This window comes from Colwellia hornerae (assembly GCF_007954355.1).
GTDB lineage: Bacteria > Pseudomonadota > Gammaproteobacteria > Enterobacterales > Alteromonadaceae > Colwellia_A > Colwellia_A hornerae.
Genome location: NZ_VOLR01000032.1, coordinates 1 through 15,561, shown reverse-complemented (window position 1 = coordinate 15,561; position 15,561 = coordinate 1). Strand labels below are relative to the sequence as shown.

Below are 15,561 nucleotides of genomic sequence, written 5' to 3'. Positions count from 1 at the left end.
AATCTAACAATGACCGATTTTATCAACAACTCGCCGCAGGATAAACACTTCATTACTAACAATATGCTGATATTTAAAAATTTGGCTGTCTAAGGCTAGAACTTTATAAGCCTGATAGTTATTTTCATCATTCAAATCGGCACGATAATGATCACCGTCAACCACTTCTTCTTGGGTGATCGTAAAGTGAATATCACCGACTAATCCCCAATCGCCTAGCTCAATAACTTGGCTAATAATTTCACCTTGAGAGGTTTGTTCGACAAAAGAGAACTCAAAACTACCATCAAGGCAAAGCTCAGCATACTCAACAAGTTGCTGACCGATGTCGTTCATCTCCATACGATACCAACGGCCGGCTAATAATGTTCGGTTATATTGTTCACTCACTTAAAACACGCCTTAATAACTCTGTCGGATATAGGTACTATTGTGCATTATTTTCACCGACAACCAAATAAAAAAAACCACAACATTAAATGTTGTGGTTAAATCGAGCGTTTAATGTTTTATTAAAAATTAGTTTTTTAAGACCTTAATGCTGCCATTGACACTTTCTAAATTAATCGTAATATCGCCGCTACCGACTGTCCCAGATAAGTGACGACCACTAAACATTTTTTTCTCACTTGAAAGCCCAAATGCAGTGTCGATGCTGCCGTGCATGGTTTCGGCATTAATAATGGCATTGAACTCACCGGGCATATAAAGTTTAATACTGCCATTTACAGTCGTTAATTCAATGTTATCAATGCTATTGTCGACTTTTAAGTAGGTCGCTTTAATACTGCCATTAACTGAATTTAATTCAAGGTTGGCAGCTAAGCCTTGCACCTTAATGGCACCATTTACCGTGCTCGCTTTTATTTCACCTTGTACGTTATCAATCTCCAATGAACCATTTACTAATGTAATATCGGTTAATGCTACGCCAAATGGCACCATCACGGTATAATCGACTTTTCCAGAGCTATTATTGTGCCCCCAGGATGATTGTTTTTGGTAGTTAGTTTCAACACTAACTCCCCTCGAATTTTCAGAAAAATCAAGACTGATACGGTCTCTATCTGCTTGGTTTTCCGCGGTAATTGTTGCGGTTATTTTGATTTCAGTTTTATCCCAACCTTGGATGTCAACACCACCATTTATATTAGCTAAAGCTAAACTTGCCTGTTCATTAACAGCAAACGATTTTTCAATGGTATCTTCAACCTCTGCATATACGTTAGTAATCGCAGCGAGTGATAAAATTGTGGCTAATGTAAATTGTCTCTTAAATGAATGTTTCATGAACTTCCCTTGGTTTTTATTAAGTGTTTTAATTTCAATAATAGTTAAGTGCACAATGCCATTGAAAAGGTTTAAATTTTATTTTTACTGTTTAAAAAAATATTGCTTACACTGATATAGCTAACAACAATTCAACTTTTACAGTAACCTAACGATAATATTTCACCTATTATCAGGATTTATAAATGACTATCGCTAACGTGCACTTACTCCTTACTGGCAATGAATTAATGACGGGAGATATTGTTGACAGCAATTCAGCAATGATCGCTCAACAATGTAAAGGCATTGGCATCAAAATTAGCCGTAAAGTGACCTTAGCCGATGATCTGGATTTACTTGCAGAAGAAATAAAACACTTAACAAAAGATGCTGATGTATTAATTATTAATGGCGGGCTAGGCCCAACAACAGATGATTTAACCGCACAAGCCTTGGCATTAGCAACGCAACGTTCTTTAAAACAACATCCAATAGCACTGGCTCATTTAGAAACTTGGTGTCAACAACGTAATGCTCATTTGGGTAAAGCCAATTTAAAACAAGCGCTACTGCCAGAAGATTGCGAGATTATTGCCAACCGAGTGGGTAGCGCGGTAGGTTTTTCGTTAGTACTTAATGGCTGCCAAATACTTTGCACGCCAGGAGTACCTAGTGAACTGAACATTATGCTTGAAGAAGAAATAATCCCTAGCCTAGCGTCTCAATCAAACTTTACCGCTGAAATGGATATTACTCGCTTACAATTATTTGGTATTGGCGAGTCAACCCTACAGTCAATGTTGGTAGAAAATTTCCCTGATTGGCCTAAAGAAGTTGAAGTTGGTTTTCGCGCATCTTCGCCATTAATAGAATTGAAATTAACCATTGAAAAAAATGAGCACTTACCGATAAAAATCTTTCTGATAAAAAAAATAAAAGCGCTACTAAATGATCACATCATTGAAGAGATCAAAGATAAACCTTACTCTTTAGCCGAATTAGTCTTGCAATTATGCCAACAGAAACACCTTAAAATAACCACAGCAGAGTCTTGTACCGGCGGATTAATCGCCAGTGATATAACCAAAGTTTCTGGCTCATCATCTTCATTTGAGGCTGGCTTTGTCACTTACTCAAATAAAATGAAAAGTAAACTACTGCATGTTGATGAAAAAATACTTGAGCAACATGGCGCGGTCAGTGAACAGACAGTAAGAGCAATGGCAGAAGGGGCATTAGCCATAGCAGAGGCTGATTTAGTTATTGCTGTTTCAGGTATCGCTGGCCCAGGTGGCGGCAGTGCAGAAAAACCGGTTGGCTCAGTTTGGATTGCTTGGGGGAGTAAAGACAAAATATACAGTAAATATTTTTGTATAAAAGCAAATAGGGAAAACTTTCAACGAACAGTAGCAGCGAGATCGCTTGATTTGATCCGACGTTTATTGATCGAAAGTAACCAAACACCACTTTATTTTTAATATATAGGCGTAAAATGTTGTTTGCATGTTAACGTGGCGTATTAACTTTAATTATATTAAAAGAAACGTCATTTTTATTGCGCCATAAATCAAAACTTTATATATTTAGAAGCATAATAAACTAGAATAGATCCATGAAGCTGCAAATTAGTTATTTGGGTAATTAATATTGCTAGACGTTTGACTAGAAATAGGGGCATATTTTGATAGAAAAAAACTTCATCACAAGTGGTCGTAATACCATTATTCATAAGATGAGAAAATTTGATTTACTGATTATAAATGGCGGTCACCCTGTGGTGATTGTAAGTAACCGTGGTATAGGTATTTATAAAGGTGAAGTGCCAAATAAGAAGGCTGATGCTAAAAAAGCCTACCAAGATGTTGTTGATGTTAGTGCAACAGACGTTTTTGGTGAAAATAAAACATTAATTTTTATACAAGCACTAGATAATAAAGAATATAAAATTGATTATTCAAAAGTAAATACTGGCTCTTTCATTAAAATTCACCAGGAAAACTACATTTAATCGATATTTTAAGTGGTAATATTGGAGTAAGTCTAGCGTGACTCAAGCAAGCTTAGTAACAAATAAAAAAGATAATATTGACCTTGTTTTGCAACCGGTTAAGGATGATTCACAAATAACAGAAGCCAGTATTCATGAACTAATAGAAAATTCTGAATTTAAAAGTTTATATGTTGATAATGGCAATATAAAAAATGCCATTGCCGAGCTCAACAGTGTCCTAAAACCTCTGCAAGCCAATAAAGCTGGCCGTGAAATATGTTATCAAGTGCTTGAGCGTCGAGACGCTACAATTTCAATCACTATCGATAAAGATGAAATGTCTGCTATAGCTGAAATTTCAACAGCACTTGGCGGCAAGCATTTAACCGCCAAAGCCATACTCAATTCTGCCCAAGAAGCTGGTGTTAGCAAAGGCTTTACTAAAGAACAATTATTGAAACTTGCTCATCAAGCAGCAAAAGAACCGCCGGGTTCTATTATTACCGGTGAAATTGCCCACGGAAAAATTGCCATCAATGGTAAAAATTCAAAAATAAAATGGTTGGTGCAAAGCGCGCAAGACAGAATTTTACGTCCGAAAGATCGCGAAGATGGTAGTGTCGACATGCGTGATTTAGGCGATATAATTTGTGTGAAAGTTGGCGATCCGCTAGCGAAAAAAATTATGCTAACCGAAGGGGTTAAAGGCTTCACGGTAACCGGCTTACCCTTAGAACCTCTTTCAGGGGAAGACATCACCCTAAAAGCGGGTGAAGGAACAACCATCAGCCCAAAAAATGATAAAATATTAATTTCAACACTTATTGGTTTACCAAGAATTATTGATAACGGTATGGAAGTTGACCCCGTTTATCGCATCAAAAATGTTGATATTAGTACCGGTCATATAAAATTTGAAGGTAGTGTTATTATTGATGGTGACATTTGTGAGGGGATGAAAGTCACAGCGACTGGCGATATTACTATTGGCGGTTTTGTTGAATCTGCCACCTTAGAAGCCGGTGGAGACATTACTATTGGTAGTGGCCTTATTGGTAAAAAACAAGATGTTGAAGGTCAATCTCTCGATAATATTAAGATGAGTGTCTGCATACGTGCTAAAGGGGATGTATTCGCAAAATATAGTCAATATGCTGAAATATCCTGCCACTCCTTACGTATTGAAAATCAAATGATGCACAGCATTATTGATGTTGAAGAAACACTTTGGTTAGGCTCTGAAGAAAAAGCTAATGGTAAGCTTATCGCTGGTTATGTAAAAGCAGGAAAATCTGTTCATGCTGGTATCGTAGGTGCAACAGCCGGAAGTACCACTATTATTAGCTTTTCCAAAAAAGTTGATCAGATGAAAGAACAGTTAGAAGATATTGAATTTAAATTAAAAGTTGATTCTGATAAATCAACAGAATTGCAATTAGCCGTTAATAAGCTCAAGAAGCTACCTACCGATAAAGTAAACCCTGAAATGCTCAGTAAACTGGTCGCTACTTATAAGTTTCATACTCATCGAGTTGGTGAAATTCTTAACGAAAAAGAAGCGCTGGAAGAACAAATACAAGCCTATATGGCAAGTGTTTATATTGAAGCGACAGAAAAAATTTATCACAGCGTACAAATGATCGTTGGCGACTTCCAAGATAAATCTCGCCGTGAGTATGGACCGACTAAAGTGAATTATAAAGAAAGAAAAATTCACTTTAATCCCATTGTTAATACATAAAAAATCACTCAAAATTTTGCTATCAGCCCCCTTTTAGTTACATTAGGAAAACGATGAATTTTTTTACTCTTGCTTTAATTGCAACGAGCTTAGTCGCTGGCAGTGTTTCGGCACAGCAATGCGATATAAACTTTAATCACGGTGTGGTGATTAACCCTTCTCATGTACGTATTTTGAAAGAAAGCCAAACCTACGTTCAAATTAATAATGATCAACAATTGTTTATTCGTGGGCGAGAGATCGCCCTCAATGAAGAGCAAAGACAATTACTCACGCAATACAGCCAAGGTATTCGTAAACAAATTCCTGAAATAGTTGCGATAGCGATTGAAGGTGTTGATATTGATTTAAAAGCAGTAAATAAAGTTATTGCTGGTTTAACTGGTGAAAACAGCGCCTCACATCAAAAAATTCAAGAACGCTTCGATGAGATGCAATATCGTTTAAGAGAACGTTTTAATCATAGCGATACTAATTATTATATTGCTTCGCAAGACTTCGCCGATTTTGATGAAATCTTTGCTGGTGCCTTTGAGCAAGAGATCGAAAGTATTGTAACCGAATCAATTGGCACTATTCTAATAGCCGTTGGTGAAGCAATGACCACCAATGAAGAAAGCAATAGTGAACAGCGCGTAGAAACCTTTGACCAACGTATAAAAGGTATGGAAAAAGATTTACAGCTAGAAATTGAACCACGGGCACAAGAAGTAAAATTAAAAGCCGCGCAGTTTTGTAAAAGCTTAAAGAAATTAGATCAACTAGAGTCTAAGTTACAGCAAAGTATTACAGCACTAAATGAATTTGATTTAATACAAACAAAATAATAACCTTGCTCTGAACGAGCAACGTTATCGTGATCCTGAAACCGTCATGCTGAACTTCGAACCACCAACACCAGATACTAAAATGCAGTTTCTTTGTTCCAGACAAAAATGACGTGCAGGATGCACTAATGCAGCGTAGGCATGGATTCCTAGGAGCTGTCATGACCGTTCATCCTGAACATATACGCTCTTTGCCATCCATGGCACCGCGTTATACCGTTCATCCTGAACATAAAAAAACCTGCATTAGCAGGTTTTTATAATTGAAATCACAGGGTAGATAAATTACATATTAGGGTAATTCGGACCACCGGTGCCTTCTGGTGTAACCCATGTAATATTCTGAGTTGGATCTTTAATATCACAGGTTTTGCAATGAATACAGTTTTGCGCATTGATGACTAATTTGTCACCCTGCTCTGTTGCTTCAATCTCGTAAACACCTGCAGGGCAGTAGCGCTGAGCTGGCTCAGCATACTTAGCTAAGTTAATGGTAATCGGAACATCGGTATCAGCAAGTTTCAAATGACAAGGTTGTTCTTCCTCATGGTTAGTATTTGACAAAAATACTGAGGTTAACTTATCAAAACTTAATTTATTATCAGGCTTTGGATAATTAATCACTGCAGATTCTGATGCTAATTTAAGTTGCTCATGATCATGGGTGTCATCTTTAAAGTTAAACGGTAATTTACCATTAAAAAAGTTTTGATCTAGCGTATTATAAGCACCACCTAAGGTCATACCAAACTTATGCATAGCAGGACCAAAATTACGGGTGTTATATAATTCTTCATATAGCCAAGAGTCTTTAAATCTTTCTGTATAGTCTGCTAAGTCTTTACCACCTTCGTCACCCGATGCTATCGCTTGAAAGATACTTTCTGCCGCTAACATACCAGACTTCATTGCGGTGTGATTACCTTTAATCTTGGCAAAGTTAATCGTTCCTGCATCACAACCAACAACAATACCACCTGGCATGGTCATTTTAGGTAATGAATTAAAACCACCTTTGGCCATGGCACGTGCTCCATAAGAAACACGTTTGCCACCTTCAAGATACTGACTGATTTTTGGATGATGCTTATAACGTTGAAATTCATCAAAAGGGCTTAAATGCGGGTTGCTATAATTCAAATCAACAATCAAACCAACAAATACTTGATTGTTCTCTGCATGGTATAAGTAGCCACCACCAGTTGTTCCTTGCTCTAATGGCCAACCAGCCGTATGAACAACCAAGCCTTCTTGATGCTTGGCGGGGTCTATGTCCCAAATTTCTTTAAAGCCTAAACCATAATGCTGTGGAGACTTGCCTTCATCTAAGTTAAATTTACTGATTAACTCTTTACCTAAATGACCACGACAACCTTCAGCAAAAACAGTATATTTCGCGCGCAGCTCCATCCCTGGTACGTATGAATCTTTTTCTTTACCATTAACATCTAAGCCCATGTCGCCGGTAAGAATACCTGCAACACTGCCATCATCGTTGTAAAGTACTTCATGTGCAGGGAAGCCAGGAAAAATTTCAACACCTAACTCTTCAGCTTGCTCTGCTAACCAACGACAAACATTACCCATACTAGCAATGTAATTACCTTCGTTGTGCATTGTTTTTGGTACAGAGAAGTTAGGTAATTTTATACCGTTACTTTCACTATTGAGCAAATAAATGTCATCGCCAGTAACTTTTGTCTTTAATGGTGCGCCTTTTTCCTGCCAATCCGGAAATAACTCATTGAGCGCTCTTGGTTCAAAAACAGCACCAGACAAAATATGTGCCCCAACTTCTGAGCCTTTCTCAACAACGCAGACCATAAGTTCTTGATCTTTTTCTTTTGCTAACTGCATTAAACGACAAGCTGTTGCTAGGCCAGACGGGCCAGCTCCAACAATAACAACGTCAAAATCCATCGATTCGCGTTCCATAAATTTCCCCAAAAATATTCATTTAAATAAAATCAAACACTTGTTTGATTTTCAAACACCTGTTTGATAATATCACTCATTATAGATATTTTGTCGATAAATACTATCTTCTATTGAAAGATATTGCGACAAAAGCTATTTAAGCTCAATTTATCAAGACAACCGCCATATTACGTTGACGTTCACGTAGTCTAGTATTAGTCTGTCGAGCAATAATGAGAAATACTTGCTAATGTTAGTTTAATAAAACAAACGTTAGCTTTACACTATAAATACAAACACAACAAACGCAATCAGAGGCAACGATGAAAGTATTAGTACCTATCAAACGTGTTATTGACTATAACGTCAAAGTTCGCGTAAAAGCAGACAATTCAAATGTTGATCTTGCTAATGTAAAAATGGCAATTAACCCTTTTTGTGAAATCGCTGTAGAAGAAGCGGTTCGTTTAAAAGAAGCGGGCATTGCCACTGAAGTTATTGCGGTATCAATTGGTGACAAGTCTTGCCAAGAGCAATTAAGAACGGCCTTAGCATTAGGCGCAGACCGCGCGATTCAAATCGAAACTGATGAGAAGTTAGACGCACTTAATATTGCTAAACTTTTACAGAAAATTGTTGAAGAAGAACAGCCGCAATTAGTTATCTTAGGTAAGCAATCTATCGATAGTGATAACAATCAAACCGGTCAAATGCTAGCTGCCTTAACAGGTATGCCGCAAGGTACTTTCGCATCAGTGGTAAAAGTTGAAGGCGATAAAGTTAATGTAACGCGTGAAGTTGATAGTGGCTTACAAACTGTATCACTTAACTTACCAGCGATTGTTACTACCGATCTGCGTTTAAATGAACCTCGTTATGCTTCATTACCTAATATTATGAAAGCAAAACGTAAACCATTGGTGGTTAAACCCGCTGCAGATTTTGGCGTTGATTTAAGTCCACGTTCAAAATTAATAAAAGTTGTACCACCTGCGACCCGTAAAGCCGGTATTATTGTTGATGGTGTAGATACATTAATTGAAAAATTAAGAAATGAAGCGAAGGTGATTTCATGAGTATTTTAGTATTTGCTGAACATGATAACAGCACATTAAAAGCTGACACACTTAAAACAGTTGCTGCCGCTCAAGCAATTGGTGGCGACATTCATATACTTGTTGCAGGTAGTGATTGTCAGAGTGTTGCACAAGAAGCCGCAAAAGTTAATGGCGTAAGTAAAGTACTTGTTGCTGACAACCCCGCTTATCAACATCAATTAGCTGAAAATATTAGCTTATTGGTAACTGAGCTTGCAGCTGATTACGAACACATTTTAGCAACGGCGTTAACGACAGGTAAGAACTTTATGCCTCGCGTTGCTGCTTTATTAGATGTTGCACAAATTTCAGACATTATTGCTGTAGAAAGTAGTGATACCTTTGTTCGTCCTATTTATGCAGGTAATGCTATTGCGACCGTGCAAAGCTTAGACAGTAAAAAAATAATTACTGTTCGTTCTACCGGATTTGATCCAGTTGGCACTGATGGTAGTGCTGAAGTTGTAGCAATAGAGTCAGTAACTGACGCCGGAATATCAACACATGTAAGTGATGAACTCTCTGTATCAGAACGTCCTGATTTAGGCGCAGCAAGTATCGTTATTTCAGGTGGCCGTGGCATGCAAAATGGCGATAACTTCAAATTACTTGAAGGTATTGCAGATAAGCTTGGCGCTGCTATTGGGGCATCACGTGCCGCTGTAGATGCTGGCTTTGTACCTAATGATATGCAAGTCGGCCAAACAGGTAAAATTGTTGCTCCTGACCTATATATAGCTGTAGGTATCAGTGGTGCCATACAGCATTTAGCCGGTATGAAGGATTCTAAAATCATCGTTGCGATTAACAAAGATGCCGAAGCGCCTATTTTCCAAGTAGCTGATTACGGTATTGTTGGTGATTTATTTGATGTATTACCAGAACTTGAAGGTAAACTGTAAACTGTAAACTATAACGTTTTCAGACTTATTTTCTAGGTATAATAAAGCCACTTTACTAGTGGCTTTATTTTTATCTTTAATTTAACCATTCAGTCAATTAACACTCGGGTATCGACATCATGAAAAATAAACTTTCTAGTCTTAGCGACCTTGCTGGTGCATTTGGTAGAGAAACGACTGTCGCTGCTGACTCAGCAAAGCAGCAACCTGCTGATGGTTCATTAGTCTATTCAACAGAAAGTGGCCGTATTAAACAAGACAATAGCGCCCAAGCAATAACAGCCAGTGATGGCTTTGCTAAAGTTAGACGTGAAACCAAAGGACGAAAAGGTAAAGGGGTTATCACTATTAGTGGATTAGGCATAGACGCTACAGCGCTAAAAGAGCTCGCTAAAAAATTAAAGAAAACCTGTGGCACCGGTGGTAGCGTTGTCGGTGAAGTCATCGAAGTACAAGGCGATAAAAGAGAGCAAATAAAACAGGTCCTTGAAACTAATGGCTTTAAGGTGAAGTTTGTTGGCGGTTAGTCACCTAAAATATAAAACATTAGCTGATATGATACTTTCTTAATTTCATTGCTATTTTATTGTGCGATACCTTTAACCGCTCTGCTAGTTTCCTTGTTGTTGGGTAAAGCGGATACAAGGCTTTAAGTAAATCTTCTTCAAACTGTTCTTGAGCACTATGCCAATCAGACCATTGTAGCTGCTCCACTATATTGTTATCACTCTCAACAGAGTCAGCAGTGTTATGACTTATTGGCAAATCGACCGCTGAAAATTGTGATAAGGCACCGTCAATATCAGACTTTTCAATAACACCGCTATCATTAAGCGCAACCGCCCTAAAAAGAATATTTTGCAGCTGGCGAATATTACCTGGCCATTGACATGTTTTAAGAGCAGCAAGTGCTTGCTCGGTTAACGTTGGCACTTTTCGTGCAACTTGTAGCGCCGCCATTTTAATAAAATGTGCAGCTAATAAGATAATATCATCGGGGCGTTCACGCAGTGGCGGTATCGATAAATTCAATACGTTTAGCCGGTAAAATAGGTCTTCTCTGAATAATTGACGCTCAATTTGTTGCGGTAAATGTTGATGACTGGCACTGATAATTCGCACATTAGCGGTTAGTTCCTTAGTACCGCCTAGCCGACGATATTTATAGTCCTGTAAAAATCGTAATAACTTAGCTTGTAAATATACCGACATCTCTGCAATTTCATCTAAGAAGATAGTCCCTGTTTCTGCCAGTTCAAACAACCCTGGCTTACCACCTTTTTGAGCGCCAGTGAAAGCACCAGGCGCATAACCAAACAATTCACTTTCTAATAAATTCTCTGGTAATGCCGCACAATTTAGCGCTAAAAAAGGTGCATCCGCACGTCGACTAGCATTATGCAAAGCACGAGCTAATAATTCTTTACCTGTACCTGTTTCACCACTGATCAGTACCGGTAATTCTAATTCTGAAAATCTAAGCGTTTGAGACTTTAATAGTCGAATAGCAGAGTTCTCACCAATAATATTATCAAATTCGGCTTGCTCTCGGCTCTGTATTAACGCGATATGCTGACCAACACGGTTCATTGAGCGTAAAGTCAAAATTACGCCTGAAGAACTATGTTCTGAAAATATTGGCGTGATGTCAGCCAAATAAGAGTGTTCAAGAAACGAGAGTGAAAAGTTACTCACTGAAGAATTTAGCATGGCCTGAAAAGATTGATCGATATATTGATCAATATGTTGACCCTCAATTGTAAAAGCTAATTCTTTTAATAGTGATTGAGCCGCCGTGTTGATGATGACAATAATACCATTTTGATCAATATCTAGGATAGGGTCTGGAATAGTATCTAATAAGGTTTTTAAATGAGCTTCACGTCTTTGTGTTGGTAGCAAGTCAACGGATAAGCAATGGACAATATCATCACGGTGCGACAGTGAGTTTTGCACATCAATCAAGGCTAACTTACTAGACATAAAATGAACATAAATAAAGTGACTGACCACTTCAAGTGAACGTATATTCCAACGATTTTCAGCAAAAATCGCCAAAATCTCTTGGCTGATACCAATGCGATCCTTTACTTTAATTTCAATTCTCATTCGTTCATCTCAATATTATATCGCTACATGTAATAAAAAAATTACAATGTATTAATTGTATTACAGAATAACTAATAAGCAATCACTTTGTAATAATTGAATTACAAAATGATCGAGCTAACGCCTCTAAAACACCATAAGTGACTGATATTAAATAAATATATATTAATGGCTTTATTTTTGCAATTAACAAGTAAAAATGAACAATATAAAGGAGATTAGCTGCGCAACCAATAATTAATAATAAAGTGCGCAGTTAATTTTCTTCATCGCAATGGCTTTTACTAGAGAGAAATTATGAAAAATAGCAAACATGTTGAAACACAAGCAATCCATTCGGGTCGAATTAACGATGAACAATTTGGCTCTTTGGCGACGCCTTTATACCAAACGTCTACCTTTATTTTTGAAAATGCTAAACAAGGCGCTGATCGTTTTGCCGGTGAAGCAGAAGGCTATATCTATGGACGACTAGGGAACCCTACGGTAAGACAATTAGAAATGCGTGTTGCTGCTATGGAAGAAATGGAAGATGCCGCTGCTACAGCAACGGGCATGGCTGCTGTCTCTGGCGCTTTATTAGCTAATTTGCAGTGTGGCGATCATATTATTTCATCTAGCGCCTTATACGGCTGCTCGTATGCGTTAATCAGCCATATGCTAACAAAGTTTGGTATTGAAGTTTCATTTGTTGATATGAAAGTTCCTGAAAATATTGAAAAAGCGATAAAACCAAACACTAAGGTTATATTCCTAGAAACACCAATAAACCCAAATTTAGTTGTTTTAGATTTAGAGCGTATTTTAGCTATATCAAAAAAACACGATATTCTATCTATCGTTGACAATACTTTCCTAACTCCTGTTTTGCAGCAACCTGGAAAATTTGGTGCCGATATAGTTGTTCACAGTGCAACTAAGTATCTAAATGGTCATGGTGATGTAGTTGCCGGCATTATATGTAGTAATGCTGAAATGATAGGTCACATCAAGTTAACGGCACTTAAAGATATTGGCGCAACGATGAGTCCTCATGATGCATGGTTAATAATGAGAGGGTTAAAAACTTTACCATTACGTATGGAACGCCACTGTTCAAATGCGCAAACGATCGCTGAGTTTTTAGAAAGTCATCCAATGATCGCTAAAGTTTATTACCCTGGCCTTAAATCACATGACGGTTATAAATTTATTGGTAAGCAAATGAAGGCGGCCGGTGGTGTTATCGCTTTTGAATTGAATGCCGATCTAAAAGGTGGTGAAGAGTTTATTAACCGGATGAATTTATTTTCAATCGCGGTAAGTTTAGGTGATGCAGAGTCATTGATTCAACACCCTGCCTCGATGACCCATTCACCTTATACACCAGAAGAAAGAGTAGCTGCAGGTATTAGTGATAGTTTGATTCGTATATCTGTTGGTTTAGAGCACGTAAGTGACTTACTTGAAGATCTAAAACAATCTTTAGATCAAATAGAAAACCGCCAAGAGCAAGTTGCCTAACTTAGCGGTTATCCGCATGATTAGTTAATGTATAGCTAATCATGCTTTATTCCTGCGTTAAGATTTTAGCTAGCGCAGGAAGTACTTTTTCCTTTAATAAATTTAATTCACTGTCATTATAAGCTTTCATAGCAAACGCGCCCCAGACAGGCTTTGGCCAAGCAATATCATCCGCAAAGCGAACAATGTGATGAACATGGAGTTGTGGGCAAATATTGCCTAATGCCGCAACATTCATTTTTGTGCCATTAAATAACTGCATTAAGATTTCACTTAACAAGCTAGATTCATTTAAAAATTGTTGTTGTTGCTGCCAATCAAGCTGATAGATATCCTGAATATCTTCGACCCTAGGTACTAAAACAAACCACGGGTAATGGCTATCATTCATCAGTAAGAGTGTTGACAGCGGTAAATCAACTAACTCAATGGTGTCACGTTGTAATAGCGCATGAAGTTGAAATGTATCAGACATAGAGACTCTCTTAACGTTTATTTTTACGACCGCGACCGCGGGCAGTTTTCTTAGCTTCTCTAGCGGCTATTTTTTTAGCCTCAAGCTCGATAAAATGAAGTGTTTCGACCTCTATCATATCCGGTGTTTCAAAAGTAATTCCGCCTAGAGTATTATCACGTATCTCATTGATTAAAATTGCTGCTGCCTTATGGTAATCAATACGACCACCTGATTTAACACAGCCACGTCTTCGACCTATTTCTTCTAGTAACTCAACTTCTGTTTCAGGCGTATCATCAAATTGATAGCGTTCTTTTAATCGTTGTGGATAATGCGCTAATAAATATTCACCAGCAAAAGAAGCAATATCTTCATGGTCGAAGGCGGTATCTTTAACCGCACTGGTAATGGCTAATCGATAGCCACTGTTTTCATTAACAATTTTCGGCCATAACATACCGGGTGTATCATATAAATAAAGCCCTTCGTCTAAACGAATTCGTTGCTGACCTTTAGTCACAGCAGGCTCATTACCGACTTTAGCTTTTGCTTTGCCAACCAGCGTATTTAATAAGGTAGATTTACCTACGTTAGGTATCCCCATAATAACAACGTTAATTTGTTTACCGGTTTCATTTTTACTCGGTACCAGTTTACGAATAAGACTAGGCAGCGTTTTAGCAACTGAAGGGTTATCTGTGGTTAAAGCAATGGCTTTAACATTTTTCTGAGATTCTAAATATTCTAACCAGATTTTTGTTTTAGCCGGATCAGCAAGATCAGACTTATTAAGTATCTTAATAAGTGGGATATCACCTCTGATCTCAGTGATCATCGGGTTTTCACTGCTAAAGGGCAATCTAGCGTCACACACTTCTATGACCACATCTATTTGTGGAAGAATTTCTTTTATTTCTTTTTGGGCTTTATGCATATGCCCAGGGAACCAATTAATAGCCATAACAACACTAAGTAATTTATTAATGTGTTGATTTTAGCAAGTTACGCATTGATAAACACCTTACATTGAAAATAAATATGATATTACAAGCATTGCTAGTTATAGGATAAGCTTTTGAGATGAAAGATATGAAATTTAACATGCCTTACTGGCAAGTTTACAAAGACTAGCATACAAAAAATCGTTCTGTTAATAACAAGCATTGCTTATTAAAAACCAGACTAGCCTTGCATGTAATGCGTTCAACTATTGGCTGTTGATTTATTTTGATGGAAACTAGCAATTGTTGTTAAATTTTAAAACGCTAGAAAGCAAAAAATCCGACTCTTTCGGATCGGGTTTCTCTAAATAGAAGCGGAGAATGTCCTACGCTCACATGGGCATGTCGAACATAAGTCACACTACCATCGGCGCTACGGCTCTGTAGTTACATAATAAGTGTAAATGCTGTGTTTTTAAACGTCAGAAAGCAAAAAACCCGACTCTTTCGAATCGGGTTTCTCTAAATAGAAGCGGAGAATGTCCTACGCTCACATCGGCATGTCGAACATAAGTCACACTACCCTTGTTATCAATGCACGCTAGCTATAAATTCTGTTTTTAAACGCCAGAAAGCAAAAAACCCGTTACGTTAGTAACGGGTTTTTCTTAATTAGAAGCCTAGCAATGTCCTACTCTCACATGGGAACTCCCACACTACCATCGGCGCTACTGCGTTTCACTTCTGAGTTCGGAATGGGATCAGGTGGTGCCACAGTGCTATTGTCGCTAGACAAAAAGGTTAC

Annotated in this window: 14 protein-coding genes and 1 rRNA gene; 8 read left to right on the top strand and 7 right to left on the bottom strand. The window is 37.8% G+C overall.

What is annotated here, in order from left to right:
- Positions 1-3: 3 nt before the first annotated feature.
- A complete protein-coding gene (locus ESZ26_RS17125; RefSeq protein WP_146800736.1) occupies positions 4-390 on the bottom strand; it encodes a hypothetical protein in 387 nt (128 codons plus the stop codon).
- Positions 391-519: 129 nt separating this feature from the next.
- Positions 520-1,290 (bottom strand): DUF4097 family beta strand repeat-containing protein, encoded by a 771-nt coding sequence (locus tag ESZ26_RS17120; RefSeq protein WP_146800734.1) that lies wholly within the window; start codon positions 1,288-1,290, stop codon positions 520-522.
- Positions 1,291-1,475: 185 nt separating this feature from the next.
- Between ESZ26_RS17120 and ESZ26_RS17115 the strand changes: the two genes are divergently transcribed.
- The 4 genes from ESZ26_RS17115 to ESZ26_RS17100 all read left to right on the top strand — a co-directional run bounded on the left by ESZ26_RS17115 (position 1,476) and on the right by ESZ26_RS17100 (position 5,830).
- Positions 1,476-2,750 (top strand): CinA family nicotinamide mononucleotide deamidase-related protein, encoded by a 1,275-nt coding sequence (locus ESZ26_RS17115; RefSeq protein ID WP_146800732.1) that lies wholly within the window; start codon positions 1,476-1,478, stop codon positions 2,748-2,750.
- A 203-nt stretch (positions 2,751-2,953) separates the two neighbouring features.
- Positions 2,954-3,280, top strand: a complete 327-nt coding sequence (locus tag ESZ26_RS17110; protein ID WP_146800730.1) for a hypothetical protein — start codon at positions 2,954-2,956, stop codon at positions 3,278-3,280.
- A 37-nt stretch (positions 3,281-3,317) separates the two neighbouring features.
- The gene (locus ESZ26_RS17105; protein WP_146800728.1) at positions 3,318-5,003 is read left to right on the top strand and encodes a flagellar assembly protein A; all 1,686 of its coding nucleotides are present in this window, start codon (positions 3,318-3,320) and stop codon (positions 5,001-5,003) included.
- Between the two features lie 53 nt (positions 5,004-5,056).
- Positions 5,057-5,830, top strand: a complete 774-nt coding sequence (locus ESZ26_RS17100; RefSeq protein ID WP_146800726.1) for a DUF2884 family protein — start codon at positions 5,057-5,059, stop codon at positions 5,828-5,830.
- 285 nt (positions 5,831-6,115) lie between these two features.
- On the opposite strand, the gene ESZ26_RS17095 is transcribed toward ESZ26_RS17100, so the two are convergent.
- The gene (locus tag ESZ26_RS17095) at positions 6,116-7,765 is read right to left on the bottom strand and encodes an electron transfer flavoprotein-ubiquinone oxidoreductase (protein WP_146800724.1); all 1,650 of its coding nucleotides are present in this window, start codon (positions 7,763-7,765) and stop codon (positions 6,116-6,118) included.
- A gap of 305 nt (positions 7,766-8,070) precedes the next feature.
- Between ESZ26_RS17095 and ESZ26_RS17090 the strand changes: the two genes are divergently transcribed.
- The 3 genes from ESZ26_RS17090 to ESZ26_RS17080 all read left to right on the top strand — a co-directional run bounded on the left by ESZ26_RS17090 (position 8,071) and on the right by ESZ26_RS17080 (position 10,273).
- Positions 8,071-8,823, top strand: coding sequence for an electron transfer flavoprotein subunit beta/FixA family protein (locus ESZ26_RS17090; protein ID WP_146800722.1), 753 nt, complete (start codon positions 8,071-8,073; stop codon positions 8,821-8,823).
- Complete coding sequence (locus ESZ26_RS17085) at positions 8,820-9,746, top strand: electron transfer flavoprotein subunit alpha/FixB family protein (protein ID WP_146800720.1); 927 nt, start codon at positions 8,820-8,822, stop codon at positions 9,744-9,746. The genes ESZ26_RS17090 and ESZ26_RS17085 overlap by 4 nt, the downstream gene beginning before the upstream one ends.
- Before the next feature lie 248 nt (positions 9,747-9,994).
- Positions 9,995-10,273 carry a translation initiation factor gene (locus ESZ26_RS17080; protein WP_223271706.1) on the top strand — a complete coding sequence of 93 codons (279 nt, stop codon included), beginning with the start codon at positions 9,995-9,997 and terminating at the stop codon, positions 10,271-10,273.
- 19 nt (positions 10,274-10,292) lie between these two features.
- Here ESZ26_RS17080 and ESZ26_RS17075 read toward each other — a convergent pair whose 3' ends face one another.
- The gene (locus tag ESZ26_RS17075) at positions 10,293-11,855 is read right to left on the bottom strand and encodes a sigma 54-interacting transcriptional regulator (protein WP_146800716.1); all 1,563 of its coding nucleotides are present in this window, start codon (positions 11,853-11,855) and stop codon (positions 10,293-10,295) included.
- Between the two features lie 297 nt (positions 11,856-12,152).
- Here ESZ26_RS17075 and megL point away from each other — a divergent pair, with 297 nt between their 5' ends.
- Positions 12,153-13,358, top strand: a complete 1,206-nt coding sequence (megL, locus tag ESZ26_RS17070; RefSeq protein WP_190278413.1) for a methionine gamma-lyase — start codon at positions 12,153-12,155, stop codon at positions 13,356-13,358.
- Between the two features lie 46 nt (positions 13,359-13,404).
- On the opposite strand, the gene ESZ26_RS17065 is transcribed toward megL, so the two are convergent.
- From ESZ26_RS17065 to rrf, 3 genes are all read right to left on the bottom strand, one after another.
- Complete coding sequence (locus tag ESZ26_RS17065; protein WP_146800712.1) at positions 13,405-13,833, bottom strand: HIT domain-containing protein; 429 nt, start codon at positions 13,831-13,833, stop codon at positions 13,405-13,407.
- A gap of 10 nt (positions 13,834-13,843) precedes the next feature.
- Entirely contained in the window at positions 13,844-14,776 is a 933-nt protein-coding gene (gene ylqF / locus ESZ26_RS17060) for a ribosome biogenesis GTPase YlqF (protein ID WP_146800710.1), read from the bottom strand.
- A gap of 658 nt (positions 14,777-15,434) precedes the next feature.
- A 5S ribosomal RNA gene (gene rrf, locus ESZ26_RS17055) occupies positions 15,435-15,549 on the bottom strand.
- Positions 15,550-15,561 lie beyond the last annotated feature (12 nt).

Excerpts from the sequence above, each read along its gene's own strand:
- ESZ26_RS17120 (WP_146800734.1), bottom strand. The coding sequence starts at position 1,290 with ATGAAACATTCATTTAAGAGACAATTTACATTAGCCACAATTTTATCA.
- ESZ26_RS17115 (WP_146800732.1), top strand. The coding sequence starts at position 1,476 with ATGACTATCGCTAACGTGCACTTACTCCTTACTGGCAATGAATTAATG.
- ESZ26_RS17100 (WP_146800726.1), top strand. The coding sequence starts at position 5,057 with ATGAATTTTTTTACTCTTGCTTTAATTGCAACGAGCTTAGTCGCTGGC.
- ESZ26_RS17095 (WP_146800724.1), bottom strand. The coding sequence starts at position 7,765 with ATGGAACGCGAATCGATGGATTTTGACGTTGTTATTGTTGGAGCTGGC.
- ESZ26_RS17090 (WP_146800722.1), top strand. The coding sequence starts at position 8,071 with ATGAAAGTATTAGTACCTATCAAACGTGTTATTGACTATAACGTCAAA.
- ESZ26_RS17085 (WP_146800720.1), top strand. The coding sequence starts at position 8,820 with ATGAGTATTTTAGTATTTGCTGAACATGATAACAGCACATTAAAAGCT.
- ESZ26_RS17075 (WP_146800716.1), bottom strand. The coding sequence starts at position 11,855 with ATGAGAATTGAAATTAAAGTAAAGGATCGCATTGGTATCAGCCAAGAG.
- megL (WP_190278413.1), top strand. The coding sequence starts at position 12,153 with ATGAAAAATAGCAAACATGTTGAAACACAAGCAATCCATTCGGGTCGA.
- ESZ26_RS17065 (WP_146800712.1), bottom strand. The coding sequence starts at position 13,833 with ATGTCTGATACATTTCAACTTCATGCGCTATTACAACGTGACACCATT.
- ylqF (WP_146800710.1), bottom strand. The coding sequence starts at position 14,776 with ATGGCTATTAATTGGTTCCCTGGGCATATGCATAAAGCCCAAAAAGAA.